Annotated in this window: 15 protein-coding genes and 1 riboswitch; of the genes, 12 read left to right on the forward strand and 3 right to left on the reverse strand. The window is 48.2% G+C overall.

Annotation, left to right across the window (positions count from 1 at the left end; translation table 11 throughout):
* Nucleotides 1-3: 3 nt before the first annotated feature.
* Together BUA83_RS09515 and BUA83_RS09520 are read right to left on the reverse strand one after the other, a co-directional pair.
* A complete protein-coding gene (locus BUA83_RS09515; RefSeq protein ID WP_072936016.1) occupies nt 4-336 on the reverse strand; it encodes a hypothetical protein in 333 nt (110 codons plus the stop codon).
* 82 nt (nt 337-418) lie between these two features.
* Nucleotides 419-1786 (reverse strand): sensor domain-containing diguanylate cyclase, encoded by a 1368-nt coding sequence (locus BUA83_RS09520; RefSeq protein ID WP_144340530.1) that lies wholly within the window; start codon nt 1784-1786, stop codon nt 419-421.
* A 234-nt stretch (nt 1787-2020) separates the two neighbouring features.
* Here BUA83_RS09520 and BUA83_RS09525 point away from each other — a divergent pair, with 234 nt between their 5' ends.
* The 5 genes from BUA83_RS09525 to BUA83_RS09540 all read left to right on the forward strand — a co-directional run bounded on the left by BUA83_RS09525 (nt 2021) and on the right by BUA83_RS09540 (nt 7259).
* Nucleotides 2021-3067: an AbrB family transcriptional regulator gene (locus BUA83_RS09525; RefSeq protein WP_072936018.1), complete on the forward strand. Its 1047-nt coding sequence runs from the start codon at nt 2021-2023 to the stop codon at nt 3065-3067.
* Nucleotides 3068-3308: 241 nt separating this feature from the next.
* Entirely contained in the window at nt 3309-4133 is an 825-nt protein-coding gene (locus BUA83_RS09530; RefSeq protein WP_072936019.1) for a ParA family protein, read from the forward strand.
* On the forward strand, nt 4120-5238 hold the full coding sequence (locus BUA83_RS09535) for a ParB/RepB/Spo0J family partition protein (RefSeq protein WP_072936020.1): 1119 nt from the start codon (nt 4120-4122) through the stop codon (nt 5236-5238). Before BUA83_RS09530 ends, BUA83_RS09535 begins: the two co-directional genes overlap by 14 nt.
* On the forward strand, nt 5183-5488 hold the full coding sequence (locus BUA83_RS12560; RefSeq protein WP_159430509.1) for a hypothetical protein: 306 nt from the start codon (nt 5183-5185) through the stop codon (nt 5486-5488). The genes BUA83_RS09535 and BUA83_RS12560 overlap by 56 nt, the downstream gene beginning before the upstream one ends.
* Nucleotides 5489-5555: 67 nt before the next feature.
* Nucleotides 5556-7259, forward strand: coding sequence for a PocR ligand-binding domain-containing protein (locus BUA83_RS09540; protein ID WP_072936021.1), 1704 nt, complete (start codon nt 5556-5558; stop codon nt 7257-7259).
* 95 nt (nt 7260-7354) lie between these two features.
* On the opposite strand, the gene BUA83_RS09545 is transcribed toward BUA83_RS09540, so the two are convergent.
* On the reverse strand, nt 7355-8296 hold the full coding sequence (locus tag BUA83_RS09545) for a ketopantoate reductase family protein (RefSeq protein ID WP_072936022.1): 942 nt from the start codon (nt 8294-8296) through the stop codon (nt 7355-7357).
* Between the two features lie 218 nt (nt 8297-8514).
* Between BUA83_RS09545 and BUA83_RS09550 the strand changes: the two genes are divergently transcribed.
* From BUA83_RS09550 to scpA, 7 genes are all read left to right on the forward strand, one after another.
* The gene (locus BUA83_RS09550) at nt 8515-9096 is read left to right on the forward strand and encodes a biotin transporter BioY (RefSeq protein WP_094756579.1); all 582 of its coding nucleotides are present in this window, start codon (nt 8515-8517) and stop codon (nt 9094-9096) included.
* 8 nt (nt 9097-9104) lie between these two features.
* Nucleotides 9105-10250 carry an acetyl-CoA C-acyltransferase gene (locus BUA83_RS09555; RefSeq protein ID WP_072936076.1) on the forward strand — a complete coding sequence of 382 codons (1146 nt, stop codon included), beginning with the start codon at nt 9105-9107 and terminating at the stop codon, nt 10248-10250.
* Nucleotides 10247-11569 carry an AMP-binding protein gene (locus BUA83_RS09560; RefSeq protein ID WP_072936023.1) on the forward strand — a complete coding sequence of 441 codons (1323 nt, stop codon included), beginning with the start codon at nt 10247-10249 and terminating at the stop codon, nt 11567-11569. The genes BUA83_RS09555 and BUA83_RS09560 overlap by 4 nt, the downstream gene beginning before the upstream one ends.
* 134 nt (nt 11570-11703) lie before the next feature.
* A complete protein-coding gene (locus BUA83_RS09565) occupies nt 11704-12042 on the forward strand; it encodes an HU family DNA-binding protein (protein WP_094756580.1) in 339 nt (112 codons plus the stop codon).
* 126 nt (nt 12043-12168) lie between these two features.
* Nucleotides 12169-12645 (forward strand): GNAT family N-acetyltransferase, encoded by a 477-nt coding sequence (locus tag BUA83_RS09570; RefSeq protein WP_072936024.1) that lies wholly within the window; start codon nt 12169-12171, stop codon nt 12643-12645.
* Between the two features lie 135 nt (nt 12646-12780).
* Nucleotides 12781-12954, forward strand: a riboswitch (cobalamin riboswitch).
* 298 nt (nt 12955-13252) lie between these two features.
* The gene (locus tag BUA83_RS09575) at nt 13253-15436 is read left to right on the forward strand and encodes a methylmalonyl-CoA mutase family protein (protein ID WP_072936025.1); all 2184 of its coding nucleotides are present in this window, start codon (nt 13253-13255) and stop codon (nt 15434-15436) included.
* Nucleotides 15436-17634: a methylmalonyl-CoA mutase gene (gene scpA, locus BUA83_RS09580; protein ID WP_072936026.1), complete on the forward strand. Its 2199-nt coding sequence runs from the start codon at nt 15436-15438 to the stop codon at nt 17632-17634. The genes BUA83_RS09575 and scpA overlap by 1 nt, the downstream gene beginning before the upstream one ends.
* Nucleotides 17635-17644: the final 10 nt, after the last annotated feature.

A 17644-nucleotide genomic window follows, 5' to 3' on the forward strand; every position in this document is an offset into this window, starting at 1 on the left:
TTTTTACCATTTTACAAAGCAAAGATACACTGCGCATATCCATGACAGGAACGACGACAGCTTCCCGATTGTTCCCATGTCCTGCAGCGCAGGAATCCGGAATGTTTCCCCTATTCTCGCGAAGCAAATCGGCAAAAGCTTCTGCAGCACCATTGCGATAATGATAGCCGCCGCAACCTTCACGACGAATATAAACGCAATACCGAGCATCGCGCATACAATCCCGATAACCACCAGGACCACCGCAATTGCTGCAAGGGTTCCAACAGCAACACCTGTTATAGCAAGTGCCGCTACAACAGCTGCAACCACAACTGCCCCAATTATTTCAAGCATAAATCACCCTTCCCTTCTGATTCATCTGAACACTCCTTAGAATACACTCAGGCTGCTTTTTGGGCAAACGCATGGAGCTTTATTATTCCCCAATTTCCTTTTCCGGGAAGCACTCCATGACATCATACTGCACAGAATTTTTCCCTGCCTTCTTGGAATCGTAAAGTTTTTCATCCGCCCGATGAAGCATGTCACGCATATTTTCCTTGTTTTTGGGTACTCCCGACACACAGCCTCCGCTTATTGTAAGCTTGAGCGCAGTATCTTTATACTTCAGCTCACTGAGCCCGCTCCTGAGCCGCGCAATCTTTTCCTGCATTGTTTTCGCGTCGGATTCATCAATTACCAAAAATTCATCGCCACCGTAGCGGTAACAGGTTTCCTGTCTAAAAATGGACGATAGGATATCTCCTGTTTTTTGGAGAACAAAATCCCCTGCCTCATGACCGTAAGTATCATTTATCTGCTTGAAAAAATCCAAATCAAAGAGCATTACATTTATACGCTTTTTCTTCTTAAAAAAACCTTCAAAAGCGATTCGCAATGCGCTTCGATTCATAACCTGAGTAAGTCCGTCGGTGTAAGAAACCGTCATAAGACGTCTGTGCCGCTCCGCAAATCCATACAGGAACGTGGATATAAGCACAGTCATAAACCACACAAGCCACTCGAGTCTTTGCTCGTCCTGCGTAATCCATCCGCCATGCCAGGTTCCCTGTACCCTCCACATAGTATTTGCGACCGGGAATTCATAGTCGACAGGATCCTCCAATGGAGCCGTATCGGATTCTGTAATCGTGTGAGGACCGTCCTCATCATCAATTCTGCTCTGTACCTTGTAATCGTACAAAATATTAGGCGAAGACAACTCTGTGTATTTGAGCATCTTTTCATGATCCAAAATAAGAATAGAAAACCCCCAAAACTCACCGCGGCTCTTTCTTCCGCTGTTGAGGAAAATCGGATTTCGAATAACAATTTCCCTGTCATCTCTCGGATAGTACCTGATTGGCTCCGATACCGTCATTTCCCCGGTATCCCGCGCGTATTCAGCTTCCTTCCTGCGATCCGCTTCCTCAAACAGATTTATATAGACTTCTTCACCTTTTGGATAAATGTATTGATTCACAATTCCGTCCGGCGCAAGGCGGATGCTTATAATAGCGGGATTGTTCCACTCCGTATACATTTTTCGCGCCAGCTCAGGAAAATTCGAAACCTCTCCGTGATTCTGACGTATCAAATGGCCCCATGAAGCAGTATAATTTTCGTACATTCTTATCAGATTCTGAATCTGATAATCCGCGACATTCTGTATGCGTGCAGCAACAATTTCTCTTCTTGTTTTTTTGATTGACTGATCCAGCCCATAGATTATTGTACCGGAAATCACCGCTACCACCAGAGCAAACAGAATGATTTTTGTATATCTGAATTTTTTTCTATCCATAACAGCACCTGTATCAATTCTTTCTCTTTTTATTAATAACGTGCAAAACAAAATCACTACTATTACTTTCTACATTTTTATGAAAATTCCTTCCTACAATATTATCGGTATCGTAAAACCCACCATAAAATTCCTCTATTAATTACTGTCTTCTTGATTTTTTCAATATATTCATCTAGAATTTTCCTAGCCCTATTTACCTATATCAACTCAGGGCTGCTGAAAGGTGATTACATGCAGCTTTTATATACACTGTTATTAGCAATTATCGGTGGCTTTGCGCTGTCGCTTATACATGCCCCTCTTCCCTGGACTCTCGGTCCGATTCTTTTTTTGTCAGTTACTGCTTATTACACCGGGAAACAATTTGTCTGGTCACTAAAAATTAGAAATGCAGCCCTGATTCTTTTGGGCTATGGAATGGGACGGCCATTTACCGTAGATGCAGGACACGCGATTTTAGAACATCTTCCTCTCATGCTTCTCGCTACGCTTGCAACAATCAGCGCCGGTCTGTTGGCAGCATGGCTGATGTTCAGGCACACGAAAATAAATCTTACAAGCTGCATATTGGGATGTGTCCCCGGGGGGCTTTCACAGATGGTAATTCTTGCAGATGAAATTCCTGATGCCGACCTCACTGCTGTAACAATAATGCAAACACTGCGCATGCTGTCAGTCGTATTCACAATTCCTTTTCTTGCTATCCACATCCTCCCCGAAGGCGATGCGGCCGCGGCAGCTGCTGCAGGCTCCGGTCATGATGTAACCGGAATTATTACCTTTGCCGCTGTCGCTGTGCTCGGTGCGTTCATAGGGAAAATCATTCACCTGCCAACTGCGGCACTCCTCGGGCCTATTTTAAGCACCGCCGCATTTCTTGTTATTACAGGTTTGACTGCACCTGCCGTGCCTACAGCTTTTTTAAATACCGCACAGGTTCTCGTCGGCGCCTATATCGGTTCGAGTATAAACCTTCGCAAAATCAGCGAATATAAAGGCATGGGAGCAGCACTCTTCGCCGGTGTTATTCTTGTTCTCCTTACCTCTGCCGGGATGGCTCTTCTATTGTCGAATATAACAAATGCGAATCTTGTCACCATGTTTCTGAGCACAGCCCCCGGCGGGCTGGCCGAGATGGGCATTGTAGCACTTGTTGTCCATGCGGACACTGCAACCATGACCGCATATCAGCTTACACGTCTTCTTTTTATTATGCTGATTTTTCCTTTCATAGCAAAGTTTATTATCAGACATGTTCATATTAAAAAGCCCATCTGATTGCTTTTCATTACTTTTTTGGCATAACAAATCCGCCCGGATTCCCGGTAAAACCGCTGAAGATGATTAAATACTTCGGCGGTTTTTCTTATCGCTTTTTCCAAACACAAAGATTTGTCCATTTTGTGGAGATTAGTCCAACGCTTGGACTCTAGTCCTTTTGTTGGATTTTTGTTTTATTGTTGGATTTTTATTGTTTTTATAGAACCAATAGACTAGAATGTATAAAGAGGTGAATAAAATGAGTGAAAGTAAAAAGAAACCTATCGTATTGACGATTGCCAACAATAAAGGCGGCGTCGGCAAAACTACAGCCGCAGCTGCTATTACACATCTTTTAAGTTTGAAGGGAAAGCGTGTCCTTCTCATAGATACCGACCCACAGGGGAACTGTGCGCAGCAGTTTGGTATTGATTCCACAGATGATATCGGTCTTCTCGGCGAGCTGCTTCTCGACCGCGTAAACCGCAACAGCGATGCAAAGCATGCTCCTCTTGAAAACTATATCGTGAAGAGCCCTGTCGTTCCTGAAATTGATGTCCTTTCCGGTGGAAAACCATTGAACAAGGCCGTATATACGGTCATCTTTGCGGTAAACTCCGTTGTTGCCGCAAACGTTTTCAGACGCATTATGAAGGAAGCCGACATGTATGACTATGTGGTTGTCGATACATCTCCATCGTTCTCCAGCTTTACCGATGCGGTCTTCATGGGCACGGACTGGGTTCTGGCTCCGATGCTTCCGGACAAAAACTCCATAGACGGCGTGAATACGCTCTTCAAATACTTGGCACCAATCCGCGAAGAGGGCGAGCATGATATACGTGTCGCAGGAGTTTTCTTCAATCAGGCAAACGACCGCTCCCGTGCGCTTCATGAATTCGAACCGCTGATTCGCGAAGGCTGGAAGGATGATGTGCTTAAAACAAAGATTCCGGTAAACCCGGCAGCAGTTGCGGGCGCCATCAACGATGATCAGCCTGTTACATTGAAATATCCTGTTGCAAAGGCAACCAAAGCATACAAAAAACTTGTAGAGGAGGTACTTGCCCGTGTCGAAGCTTAATCTTGTCAGTCCTAACACCCGCGATACAAACACAGGCATTGCCCGTTCTTTTCTTTCCGGTATGACCGAGGAAGAAAAAAAGGAAACCATCAAGATGTCAAAGACAATCCAGAGCAAGCTCCAGCATAAGGACGAGCTCAGCAAAAAAACTCCTACGCAGTATCAGGGCGAGGATGTTGGCGCAACGGAAGCCTTTAAATATCTTTTCCCGGAACCGTCCATCGAAAAAAAGGTCCCGTTGTCACTTTTGGACCCGGCGCCGAACGACTGGAATTTTTTTGGCCGTCCCGACAAAGAGCAGTATGAGCTTCTCATCGACTCCATCATATGTCACGGTCTTCTGAACCCTGTAACGCTTTGGAAGCGCCCCAACGGCCGTTACATGATACTTTCAGGGCACACACGCGCTTCTGTTTTCCAGGCGTGCCGCGATGCTTCTGATGAAGATAAGAAAAAGGATTGGGAAGAGATTCCGGCAAAAATTTATGAAGAGGATGAAATCAAGGAGGATACCGCGCAGCAGATTATAATTGAGGCCAATATGTGCCAGCGTGCAAAAGAATCTGTCCGCCTGCGCGTACGCTGCATAGGCCGCCTTGCTGAAATAGGCCGGCGCCAGCACCGTTACGGTGATGCCAATGATAAAGTAACTCAGCGCATAGCAGAACGCTGGGGTATAAAACGTTCCTCGGTATTTTTCTATCAGCGCGTCGCAAAATTCCTGCTGCCGGTTCTTGCCGACCGGTTCAGCGACCACCTCATGAGCCGAACGGTAGCAGATTATCTTTGCCGTCTTTCCACAGAAGTACAGCAGCACATGATAGATTCCGGATATATCGCCCGGCTGACAATTGCGTACGCACGCCAGTTCAAGGAAGGCATGACAAAAGCAGATATCGACCGCATTTTCAGTGAAAGCTCCCCTGAACGTCACACGTATAATATGCAGCTTTCCTTTGCAAAACCAAAGGACTCTGAAATACTTGGCATCTGCGTATCTAAAAAGGATCTGGCAAAGTGCCGCGAGATTGTTTTGAAGGCCTTGTCGAATGCCGACATATCCGAAGAAACAAAGCAAATGCTTAAAACTCAGTTCTCAAATTAATTTGCAGAAAAGCAAAGAAAAGAATCCAATTTTTAGAGAATTGTCCAGCGTTGGACTTATCTCCGAAAAATGGATTCTTTTTTATTATAACTCGGCAAAAAATGTCCCCCACTTCTGTAAGTGGGGAATTGGACAAATAGCAGGCGGCGAGCATATCTCCCGCCTCGCGCGACGCGAAGCTAGTGCTCTTGAGCAAAACGCTGATAGAGGAAGTTTTGCCTACGGCAAAACTGGAACGAAGGCGTTATAAAAAATAGAGGAGATTTTAAATATTTATCGAATTGTATACATATACGATATTTTTGAAGGTGACCAACATGAAACCTAAGAAGCTTACTGATTTAATTGACATAGACGAATTAAAGAGCCTGCAAGACAAGTTTGCGGGTGCTACAGGCATGGGCTGTGTTTCCGAGGATTTAAACGGAGAACTGATAAAGTCCAATTACATTGCAGACTTTTGCATATTTACCCGTTTGTCCGAAAAAGGCTGCAGCCGTTGCAAGCAGTGTGAACACGACGACATACGGAAGGCTGCCGGCTCAAAGCGGATGCATATTTCCAGATGCCACGCAGGGCTTGTAAATTTCACAGCTCCGATTTTTGTCAACGGTGACTATGTAGGTGCAATCATGGGTGGGCAGGTTTTTGACTGTCAGCCGGATATTGAAAAAATAAAAGAGCAGGCAAAGGAACTGGACATTCCTGAAGACAGGTATATTGAGGCCGCCCGTGAAATCCCGATTATTCCCCGGAAGCGCATTGAAGGCGCGGCAGAGCTTTTATCCGTCACAGCCAACATGCTTTCCGAAAAAGCCAGTGGGAAACTCAATGCCGAAGATCGTCTGCAGGAGGCTGAACGGATAAGCAATGCAAAACTCGGCTTTATCTCACGGCTCAGTCACGATATAAGAACACCAATCGGTATCATAAACAATATGACGGATTTTGCCCTTGAGGATATAGACAACAAGGCAAAGGTGCAGGATGATCTGATGAAAATCCGCTCCGCCACTAAATATCTTTTGAGTCTTATAAACGATGTCCTGGACCTTTCAAAAATTGAAAGCGGAAAAATTGAACTGCATCCGGAGCCTTATACATTTAAAGACTTTATGCAGTATCTGGGAACACTCATTCAGAGTATGTGTGATGAAAAGGGGATAACCTTCAAAATCGAGTCCGAGCATGTTGTCGACCCGATTTATGTGGATAAAATACGCTTTAACCAGATTGGCATGAATCTCCTGTCAAATGCAGTAAAGTATACTCCTCCGGGAGGCACGATAACATACATCAACGACGCAGTACTGTTATCCGATACACAGGCACGCCTCAGAGTCACTGTAAAGGACACCGGTATAGGCATGAGTCAGGAATTTCTGAAGAAAATTTTTTCACCATATTCGCAGGAGCTTGACAATCCGCTCCGCGATGAGGCAACAGTCAGCACAGGGCTCGGTATGTCCATCGTAGCAAAGCTCATCGACCTCATGAACGGAAAAATAACCATCGACAGTGAAGTGGGAAAGGGGACAACAGTTACCTGGGAAGCTGTACTTCCTCACCATATTGAGGCCGTAGCAAAGGGTGCAGAAAGCGCTGAACAAAAGACTCCGGCTGAAACTGGAAAACTGAGTGGGCGCGTGCTTATTGTGGAAGACAATGAAATTAACCGCATGATTGCAGACCGTCTTTTAGAGGATATAGGTATTGCCACTGACTGCGAAAGCAACGGCAAGGACGGCGTATCAAGGTTCAATCATTCTCCTCTCGGTTTTTATGATGCAATTCTCATGGATATCCAGATGCCGGTGATGAACGGAATCGACGCCGTAAAAGCAATCAGAAAGCTATCCCGTGAGGATGCCTGTACAATCCCGGTATATGCACTGACCGCCGATGCCTATTCGGATTTGAACGACAAGCTTGATGAATACGGTTTTAACGGACTTCTTTTAAAACCCATGGACAGAGCCTCTTTGTACACGACACTTTCAACTCATATGAAAAAAGCCTGATAAAGTGAAACTTATTCAGGGCTGTATAAGTGCTTCGGATAAAGTAAGCCCGTCTGCGGATAACGCAGACGGGCTTACTAATTTGCCATATATCCTTATGGTACAACGCATATTTCCTTAAGTTCATTGTAATATCTCGTACATACAGGTACCTCGACATTATATTCCTTCGCGGTGCGGATAAGCGAACCCAAAAACGCATCAAGCTCAGTCGGACGCCCTGCAGATACATCACGCTCCATTGAGCTTGTGGCCTTCGGCGACTGCTTTGTAGTCATAAAAGTGAACTGCTTCTCTATCAGATCCTCCGGGAGCTTTATCCCCTTTGCCTTGCTGACGGCATATGCTTCCTCAAAAAGCCCGCGTATATCCTTGAGTTTTTCCTTATCCTCACGAATAGGACCAATACTTGTCTTATAGCGTGCCGTTATCGTGTTAAAGGCACAGTTCAAAATATACTTTCTCCATATCTCTGCTTCGATATCCTCTGCAAAGCGGCAGTCGAAATCTACAGACTTGAAAATATCATAAATATTATGCGCAACCGCAGAAGCTTCCGAAGATTTGTCCTTAGTTCCAAGAAACATATATGTATAAGTCCCGGACTGTTTTGCAGAGTAATCCTCCTGCGCACCGGTTATTGTGTATATCACACTGTCAAGCACCTTTGCCTCAGGGAAACATTTCCTAAGACGGTCCCCCGGCTCTATTCCATTCATAACAGGAAGAATAACTGTATCCGGGCCTATGCAGGGTGCTATCTTTTCAGCTATATCATCAAGAGAATAATTTTTTACGCACACAATAATATAATCCTGTATTCCAAGCTCAGCCCCGTCCGCTGCAACCTTTGAAGGTCGTGAAACAACCTCTCCGTAGAAGTCGCTGTGAAGAACAAGTCCTCTCTCACGGAATGAATCCGCACGTTTTCCACGCGCAATAACGCTCAGTGATTCAGAATATTTCTTTCCAAGCATAGCAGCTAAAAGCGTCCCGATTGCTCCGACACCTGCGACACATATTTTCGGCTGTGTCATAAAAAATCCCCCTTTGCACGTCCTGAAACCCATATCCTTTACCTTCCTATTCTACCATTTGATACTACTGTCAGCAATTCAGATATATAATGTACCGGGGTAATGTTAACTTAATATATTTATAGAGTTGACGTTAACCGTCGGAATGCTATAATAATGGTGTTGAGTGAGTGCCATCATTCTGCGCTCACCCAAAAGCCGATACAGGAGGAATTTCCATGATCAATCAGGATTCAACAATAAATTTAAACGAGGCAGCTCAGCCAAAGGAAACTCAGGTGCAGACAATGACCAAGATGGCACTCTGCATTGCCTTATGCTGCGTGTCTGCCTTTATCTCATTTCCGCTTCCCTTTACTCCGGGTCTTGTAACCGCTCTGACTATGGCTCTCGGTGTCACAGCCTTCGTTCTTACTCCGAAGCAAACCTTTATAACAGTAACGCTCTATGTTCTCATGGGTGGAATCGGACTTCCGGTTTTCCCGGGTGGAATGGGAGGACTTGGCCGTCTTCTTGGTCCTACAGGAGGTTTTTATCTGGTCTGGCCGCTGGTCTACACTATCGTCAGCTGTTTCAAGGGTAAGGAAATAAACATGAAGCGGTATGCGCTTGTTAATATCCTCTTCGGAGTACCTCTCACATACGTCGGCGGACTCATATCCATGATGCTCGTAATGGATGTCGGACTTTGGCAAGGTCTTGTAATGGCAGTCTTCCCGTTTATCCCCGGAGATATCATGAAGGCTGTTGCGGCCGCGTTTGTCGGAGTAAAGGTCAATAAAGTTCTTGCAAATCGGTGATGCTCACAATGGAAAAGGTATACGTTCTTGGGGGTCTTAGGACCCCCATTGTTGTTAAAAACGGACAGTTCAAAAACATAAAGCCAGAATGCTTCGGTGCTGAAGTGCTGAAAGCACTGATAAAGAAATACGCTCTTACGGATATTTCCGGAGTTATTGCCGGCAACGCTGTGGGAACAGGAGGAAACATCACACGTCTCATGACACTTACAGCAGGAATTGACGAAAGAGTTCCTGCCATGACCGTTGACATGCAGTGTGCTTCCGCAGCCGCAGCTATATCTGTTGCTTACGCAAAAATAGCAGCAGGGCAGGGGGATGTTTTCATAGCAGGCGGTCTTGAGAGTTCATCGCTTCAACCTATACGGGTATATGCTAAAGGTGATGACCGATACGATAAAACCCCTATGCATGACGGAGCTTACAAGACAGCACAGTTCTCCCCGGGTGACCTCAATCCCGATGCAATGCTTCGCGGAGCTGAAAAAACGGCACAGGCAGAAAATATCACAAAAGAAGAGCTGGATGCGTGGGTGCTTGAAAGCCATCGCCGTGCTTCAGATGCGCAGACTGCAGGAGTACTTTCTGACATCATTGTTCCTGTAAACGGCTGCGAAAGGGATGACGGAATACGTCCCCGCATGAACCAGCGGCTTCTTGACCGTCTTCCGCTCATTTTTGGCAAAGGCTCTCTGACAAATGCGGGAAACTCCTGTCTCATAAATGATGGCGCAGCTTTTGTTATTCTCGTTTCAGAGAAATACCTGGCCGAACATAAAATCAAACCCGCTGCGCGCATACTTGGAACAGCCTCCATGGGAGGTGTCCCTGATGAAAGCCCCCGGGGGGCAATGCGTACTGCCGATACACTCCTGTCGAAGCTCGGTCTTGGATACGAGGATTTGTCCGCAATTGAATTTAATGAAGCATTTGCTGTAATCGACGTTCTTTTCGAAAGAAGCCACCCTTCTCTCAGAGGCATCTACAATACCTTCGGCGGCGCGCTTGCCTACGGGCATCCCTACGGCGCCTCGGGTGCCATCCTCATGCTGCACCTTTTGAAGGCTCTTTCCTCCGCAGGCGGCGGCAAAGGTATTCTTTCCATCGCCGGAGCGGGCGGTATGGGAGAAGCAATAGGAGTGGAAATGCTATGAAAAATTACTACGATATGCTTTCAGCTATGGCCGAAAGACATCCCGATAAAATATGCCTGACTGTTGATTCATCGCGTTGGACCTATAAAGAGCTTAAGGCGGCGTGTGACAGACTCGCAGAAAAGCTCCCGGAAGACTGTACAGGAAGTCTTCTGGTGCTGGCTGATACATTTGCAGCCCAGCTCACGGCCTTTACTGCCCTTCAGAAGAATGGAATTATTCCTATTCTTCTGCACCACGGCATGAAGGAGGAAGAAATTTCTTCCATTATAAAAGAAAATCATCTTCAGGGAATTATACGCCTGAAAGATGATGTGCTGTCCTTTACTCCTTCCGATGAAGCAGTATGTCCGCATAATGAACCTGATATACTGGGGGTTCTGAGTTCAGGCTCTACAGGGACTCCTAAGGTAATGTACCGCACCTTCGACAGCTGGGCAGGTTACTTTCCCAAGCAGAATCCCATATTCGGAGTGAACGGAGCTTCACGCATGTTTCTGCACGGAAGCCTCAGCTTCACAGGAAACATGAATTCCCTGCTTTCCGTACTTTTCGAAGGCGGTACAGTCATTACCAGCGAGCACTTCCGCTGCCGTCACTGGGCAAAGCTCATGGAGGAAGAGCATGCAGACATCCTGTATCTCGTTCCATCAAAGCTCCACCTTCTGACAGAATCAGTAAAAGAAACGCTGCCTGAGGTGCGCCACATATTCACCGGCTCTCAGCTCCTTTCAGCGCAGAATATCCGCGATTTAAAAGCTCTGTGCTCAAATGCAGAGCTGATACTCTACTATGGCGCAAGCGAACTGAACTACATAACCTACGCCGTATGCGATAATCCTGACCGCGACCCGAGAAACCTTGGGAAACCCTTCCCGGGCATAAAAATAACCGTAGCGGACGGTCTTGTCTACGTTGACACAAAGTACCACGTAAGCGGTATAGAAATACCTTTTTCCGTCAAGGACACAGGCTCACTTAACGAAAAAGGAGAGCTTATCTTCGAGGGACGCCGCGACGCATGGATAAACAAGGGCGGCGTAAAAATCAGCACCCAGCGCATAGAAAACCTGCTGCGCACCATAGAAGGCGTTGCTGCCTGTGCTGTGCTTCCCTATGAGGACGAAGTTCGGGGAATGGACGCTGCCGCGTTCATTGTTTCCGAAAAAAATGCAAGCGAATCAGTCATACGCACGGAGGTAAAGCGGATTTTGAAGCCGGTTGAAGTTCCCGGGAGGCTCTGTTTCGTCGCAGAAATACCCTTAAACGACCGCGGAAAAGTAGACAAAAAGTCCCTTTTTGCCTCGAAACCCCTATAAAATCAAGAAAAAATTGCAAAATTTTTGATTTTTTTTTATTTTTTTGCAGGATTTTCGCGGATTTTGGCGTATAATATAGGCAATGGAAATCCAACTACCATAGAAACCTACATTTTTTAGGAGGCGTTTCACGTATGGCAAAGAAAGCAAAAAAAGTCGCAGCAGTAAAAGCAGCTCCGAAGGCAGCTGCAAAGGGCGCAAAAGAGGTCGTTAACAAGGGCATGCTCGTTGACGCAGTCGCAGAGAAACTTGAGGGTGCAGTTTCCAAGAAGGATACAAAGGCTGTACTCGATGCGCTTCTCACGACGGTTGTTGAATCCGTCCGCAAAGGCGGCGAGGTTCGTCTCGTTGGCTTCGGCACATTCAAACAGTCCCACCGCGCAGCTCGCACGGGCCGCAACCCGCAGACCGGCGCTGCAATTCAGATTGCTGCTTCGGATGCTTTCACATTCAAATCCAGCATCAAATTCTAATAACAGACAAAACGGCCGTCCTTCGGGGCGGCTTTTTTGTTACCCGGGTTTACTAAAGCATCGGCATACAACACCAAAAAGTAAGTACTTACATTTTGGTGTCATAATACAAAAAGGACGGATTTAATGAACATACGTGACATCAGTGAGAGTGACAACGCAGCAATCGCCCTGATTATCAGAAACACACTGAAGGAATTTCAGCTTGATATTCCGGGTACTGCATACTACGACCCGGAGCTTGACAGCCTGAGTGACTATTACGCGCGCAACGGACGCCGTTATTTGATATGTGCAGACGAAAGCGGCACCGTCATCGGTGGATGCGGCTACGCAGAATTCGGCAGCAGTCAAACAGCAGAAATGCAAAAACTGTACCTTATTCCGGCCTGCCGCGGAAAAGGAATCAGTACAATACTTATAAAGGAAATTGAAGCATCCGCAAAAGCAGATGGCTACCATACGCTTTACCTTGAAACACATCACAATTTGATGAAAGCTGTCCAAATTTATGAAAAATTTGGGTACAAACGCCTTGAAAAACCCCTTGGGAACAGTCCCCATACAACGATGGATTACTTTTTTTGCAAAAAACTCACATAAAAACCAAAAAATTTGCCAAAACCGAGTAGTATTCATATACAACTGTTATACCCGTATGGGATTAAGTACATTTATAGCGCTATATAAATTATCTATTGACAAAAAATTCAGAACAGACTACTATGAATCTGACAACGGAATAGCGTGGGGAAAGGTGCCGAACGGCACAATAGGGAATCCGGAAATCCGGAGCGGTCCCGCCACTGTAATGGGGAGCCCTCACCAGCATGCCACTGAATACAGCTTTCGGGAAGGCGGTGAGAGGCGATGAGCCTAAGCCAGGATACCTGCCTTTCTCAACAATCACCGTTAGCACTCACCGTTGAGTGCTTGCACCCGCGATAGATGGGGAGGAGATTCGATGCTGTGTATGGGCGAGCATTTTGGCATGGTATAAGTCTCCGGCTTAAGTTATTTAAGCCGGTTTATTTATTGGCCTGAAAATGAGCCCCAATGCAAATTTATCGGTCTGCGCCTCATCGCGCGGACCGTTTTGTTTTGGAATCAGCGAGGGCCTTTAGCGAGGGAGGGCTTTTCACGGATTCCCGGCAAGGGCACGCGGACAGCTCTGATGTCCGCAAGGTTAAATTTCAGAAGGAGGGTTCTAATGGAAGAGGAAAAGAAGGAAGAAGAGCTTGATCTGCAGGCAATCTTAAAGCAGGCAGAGAGCAAGACAGACTTCCCGGAAGTGACTTTCGACGAGTTCACTCCGCCGACTGATGAAGAATGGAAAGTAGCGTGCGAGGCGCTGCTCAAGGGCGCACCCTTTGAAAAGGTCATGTTTACGAAGACCTACGAGGGAATCACGTTTGATCCGATGTATACGCGCAAGCATACAGAGGACATCCTGCCAAAGGCTTCGTATCCGGGCATGGGTGACTACCTCCGCGGCACGAATGTCAGCGGATATGTAGGCAAACCCTGGGGCATCGCACAGTCCTGCGATGAAACGCTGCCGAAGGAGAACAACGAGCTTCTCAAATTTGAGGTTGAGAAGGGCTCCACCGTATACAACGTCCGTCTTGATAAAGCAACGCTTCTCAACAAGGACGTCAAGGATGCGGAAAAAGTCGGGGACGACGGCTGCAGCGTAACAACGCTTGATGATATTCATACACTTCTCGATGGATTGAAGCTTGATGAATATCCTCTCTATATTTATGCCGGCGCATCGGCTCTCCCGATGCTGGCAGGCGTCGCGGCAAAATTCAATGCCTGCGGCAAAAAACTCGCAAAACTCACCGGTTTCGTCGGCGCAGACCCGATTGGGCAGCTGGTAGAAAACGGACAGAACTATGCATCTCTGGATCAGCTCTACGATGAGATGGCGGAAACGGCAAAATGGGCCATCAAAAACGCACCGAGCCTCCGCACGATCATGGTTCGCGACGATGTATTCTCCCGCGGCGGTGCAAGCGATGTACAGGATACGGCATATGTACTCGCCATCGCAGTGGAGTATATCCGTCAGCTCATGAAACGCGGCCTCACCATCAAAGAGGCAGCAAGCCAGATTTTCTTTGGAATCTCCATGGGCGCAAACTTCTTCATGCAGATTGCAAAACTGCGTGCATCCCGTCCAATCTGGGCAAATATCATCAAAGCCTTCGGCGGCGACGAAGAGGACATGGCTATGCATGTACACGGCCGTCCGGCTCTCTTCTTCAAAACCGTATTTGACCCGTACGTTAACATGCTCCGCAACACGACGGAAATCTTCTCCGGCGTTGTCGGCGGTCTCGATTCCTATGAGAACGAGCCGTTCGATGAGCCGATCCGCAAGGGTGATGTATTCTCCCGCCGTATCGCCCGCAACGTACAGGTTATGCTTCAGGAAGAGTTCGGTCTTCTTCAGCCGATTGACCCGTCCGGCGGATCCTGGGCTGTTGAAACGCTCACGAAGCAGATCAAAGAAAAAATCTGGGCAGAGTTCCAGGCTATCGAAGGAAAAGGCGGCATCGTCAAGGCTCTCGAGGAAGGCTATCCTCAGGAGACAATCGCAAAAACGCTGGCTGACCGCTTCAAGGCACTGGAGTTCCGCAAAGACCGCATCGTCGGCAGCAACATGTATCCGAACATGACAGAGGAGCTTCTCGACAAGCGCGAAGAAGACCAGGCTGCACTCAAAAAACAGCGTCAGGCTGATATTGATGCATACCTCTCCGACATGGACGATACACATAAAGCAGAGTGCCTCAAGGCTCTCAAAGATTCTGCAACCGTAGATGCAGCTCTCAAAGCATTCCAGGCAGGCGCAACTATCGGCGAAATCCGTGCAGCCCTCAACAAAGGCGGTGCATCCGAGACGCTGAAAGCCATCGCACCGCACCGCTGGAGCGAACGCTTTGAAGACCTCCGCATGACTACGGAAGCATTCAAGAAAGCACACAACGGAGATAACGTCAAGGTATTCCTTGCAAACATGGGTCCGATTCCACAGCATAAAGCACGCGCTGACTTCTCCACCAGCTTCCTGCAGGTCGGTGAATTCGACGTTGAGCTCAACAACGGCTTCAAGACCACTGATGAAGCTGCTGCCGCTGCAAAAGAATCCGGCGCCGATGTCGCTGTCATCTGCTCGACGGATAAAACGTATCCGGAGATTGTTCCGGATCTCGCACCGAAACTCCGCGCTGCTCTGCCGAATGCAACGATTTATCTTGCAGGCGCTGCACCGAAGGACCTTGAACCGGTCTATCGCGAAGCCGGAGTTGACGACTTCATTTCCGTCAAAGCCAACTGCTATGAAATTCTGCGGTTCCTGCAGAAGAAGAAAGGGATGATTGATTGATGGCATTGAATCCTGATTTTACTAAACTGGAACTGGAGACAGCACCGGCTCAAAGCGAAGCAGAGTGGAAAAAACGCCTCCAGGAGGAAACGCATAAAAACTATGATGACATCGTCAATACGACGATGGAGCATGTCAAGGTGCGTTCCTTTTACAACCATGACGAATACGACCACATGACGCATCTGGATTTCGCCAGCGGCATTCCCCCATGCCTGCGCGGACCATACTCCACGATGTACGTCTTCCGTCCGTGGACGGTTCGTCAGTACGCAGGCTTCTCCACGGCAGAAGAATCCAACGCCTTCTACCGCAGAAACCTCGCCGCAGGTCAGAAAGGTCTTTCCATCGCGTTCGACCTTCCGACACACCGCGGCTACGACGCCGATAACCCGCGTGTATTCGGTGATGTCGGTAAAGCCGGCGTTTCCGTCTGCTCCATGCTTGATATGAACATCCTGTTCTCGGGAATCCCTCTCGACCAGATGTCCGTTTCAATGACAATGAACGGCGCCGTTCTTCCGATTCTCTCCTTCTTCATCCAGTCGGGTGTTGAGCAGGGCGTCGACAAGGCTATCATGGCAGGTACGATTCAGAACGATATCCTGAAGGAATTCATGGTTCGTAACACTTACATCTATCCGCCTGATATGTCCATGCGTATCATCGGTGATATTTTCGAATACACCACAAAATACATGCCGAAATTCAACAGCATCTCCATTTCCGGCTACCACATGCAGGAAGCAGGCGCACCGGCAGATATCGAGCTCGGCTATACACTGGCTGACGGTCTCGAATACATCCGCACAGGTATCAAGGCAGGCCTCCCGGTCGATGCCTTCGCAAAACGTCTGTCCTTCTTCTGGGCAATCGGCAAAAACTACTTCATGGAGATTGCAAAGATGCGCGCAGCCCGCGTGCTCTGGGCAAAAATCGTCAAATCCTTCGGTGCGACGAACGACAAATCCATGGCTCTGCGTACACACAGCCAGACATCCGGCTGGTCTCTTACAGCTCAGGATCCGTTCAACAACGTATCCCGTACATGTATGGAGGCTATGGGTGCTGCACTCGGACATACACAGTCCCTGCACACCAACGCTCTCGACGAGGCTATCGCACTGCCGACAGACTTCTCGGCCCGTATTGCCCGCAACACGCAGCTCTACATCCAGGACGAGACCAGCGTCTGCAAAATCATCGATCCGTGGGGCGGCTCCTACTATGTCGAAGCCCTCACCAACGAGATTATCCGCCGTGCATGGGCTCACATCCAGGAGGTCGAATCCCTCGGCGGTATGGCAAAGGCTATCCCGACAGGTCTTCCGAAGATGCGTATCGAGGAAGCTGCTGCACGCCGTCAGGCACGTATCGACTCCAACAACGAGTCTATTGTCGGCCTGAACCGCTACCGCCTCGACAAAGAGGATCCGCTGGAAATCCTCGCAATCGACAACACTGCCGTCCGCAACGCGCAGGTGGAGCGTCTCGAAAAACTGCGTGCTGAGCGTAACGAAGACGATGTACGCAACGCTCTCGAGGCTATCACGAAAGCAGCAGAAAGCCGCGAAAACGGCAACCTGCTGGAGTGCGCTGTCGAAGCCGCACGCGTACGCTGCTCCCTCGGCGAAATCTCCGACGCAGTCGAGAAGGTCTCCGGCCGTTATCAGGCTGTCATCCACACGATTTCCGGCGTTTACTCCTCGGAATTCACGGACAAGACAGCTCTGGACAAAGCCCGCGCGCTTGCTGATGAATTCGAAAACATCAGCGGCCGCCGTCCGCGTATCTTCGTAGCGAAGATGGGCCAGGATGGTCACGACCGTGGCCAGAAGGTTATCGCTTCGTCCTTCGCAGATATGGGCTGGGACGTCGACGTAGGACCGCTCTTCCAGACACCGGAAGAAACAGCACAGGATGCTGTGGATAACGATGTTCACATGGTCGGCTTCAGCTCGCTGGCTGCCGGTCACAACACACTCCTTCCGGAGCTCGTTCAGGAACTCAAAAAACGCGGCCGCGACGACATCATGGTTGCCATCGGCGGCGTCATCCCGGTTCAGGATTACGACCACCTCTACGAAGGCGGTGCAGTCGCTATCTTCGCACCGGGCACGAACATCCCTGAAGCGGGCATCAAGCTTCTGAATCTGCTCATCGAAAGAGCAAAGGCAGAAGCGGCAGACAACGGCTGAGAGGCACATT

The sequence above is a fragment of the Schwartzia succinivorans DSM 10502 genome (assembly GCF_900129225.1).
Taxonomy (GTDB): Bacteria; Bacillota; Negativicutes; order Selenomonadales; family Selenomonadaceae; genus Schwartzia; species Schwartzia succinivorans.

Bases quoted from the DNA above. Each gene is read 5' to 3' on its own strand.
- BUA83_RS09545 (WP_072936022.1), bottom strand. From the start codon at position 8,296: ATGACACAGCCGAAAATATGTGTCGCAGGTGTCGGAGCAATCGGGACG.
- BUA83_RS09520 (WP_144340530.1), bottom strand. From the start codon at position 1,786: ATGGATAGAAAAAAATTCAGATATACAAAAATCATTCTGTTTGCTCTG.
- BUA83_RS09525 (WP_072936018.1), top strand. From the start codon at position 2,021: ATGCAGCTTTTATATACACTGTTATTAGCAATTATCGGTGGCTTTGCG.
- BUA83_RS09565 (WP_094756580.1), top strand. From the start codon at position 11,704: ATGGCAAAGAAAGCAAAAAAAGTCGCAGCAGTAAAAGCAGCTCCGAAG.
- BUA83_RS09515 (WP_072936016.1), bottom strand. From the start codon at position 336: ATGCTTGAAATAATTGGGGCAGTTGTGGTTGCAGCTGTTGTAGCGGCA.
- scpA (WP_072936026.1), top strand. From the start codon at position 15,436: ATGGCATTGAATCCTGATTTTACTAAACTGGAACTGGAGACAGCACCG.
- BUA83_RS12560 (WP_159430509.1), top strand. From the start codon at position 5,183: ATGCCGACATATCCGAAGAAACAAAGCAAATGCTTAAAACTCAGTTCT.
- BUA83_RS09550 (WP_094756579.1), top strand. From the start codon at position 8,515: ATGATCAATCAGGATTCAACAATAAATTTAAACGAGGCAGCTCAGCCA.
- BUA83_RS09555 (WP_072936076.1), top strand. From the start codon at position 9,105: ATGGAAAAGGTATACGTTCTTGGGGGTCTTAGGACCCCCATTGTTGTT.
- BUA83_RS09560 (WP_072936023.1), top strand. From the start codon at position 10,247: ATGAAAAATTACTACGATATGCTTTCAGCTATGGCCGAAAGACATCCC.
- BUA83_RS09530 (WP_072936019.1), top strand. From the start codon at position 3,309: ATGAGTGAAAGTAAAAAGAAACCTATCGTATTGACGATTGCCAACAAT.
- BUA83_RS09540 (WP_072936021.1), top strand. From the start codon at position 5,556: ATGAAACCTAAGAAGCTTACTGATTTAATTGACATAGACGAATTAAAG.
- BUA83_RS09570 (WP_072936024.1), top strand. From the start codon at position 12,169: ATGAACATACGTGACATCAGTGAGAGTGACAACGCAGCAATCGCCCTG.
- BUA83_RS09575 (WP_072936025.1), top strand. From the start codon at position 13,253: ATGGAAGAGGAAAAGAAGGAAGAAGAGCTTGATCTGCAGGCAATCTTA.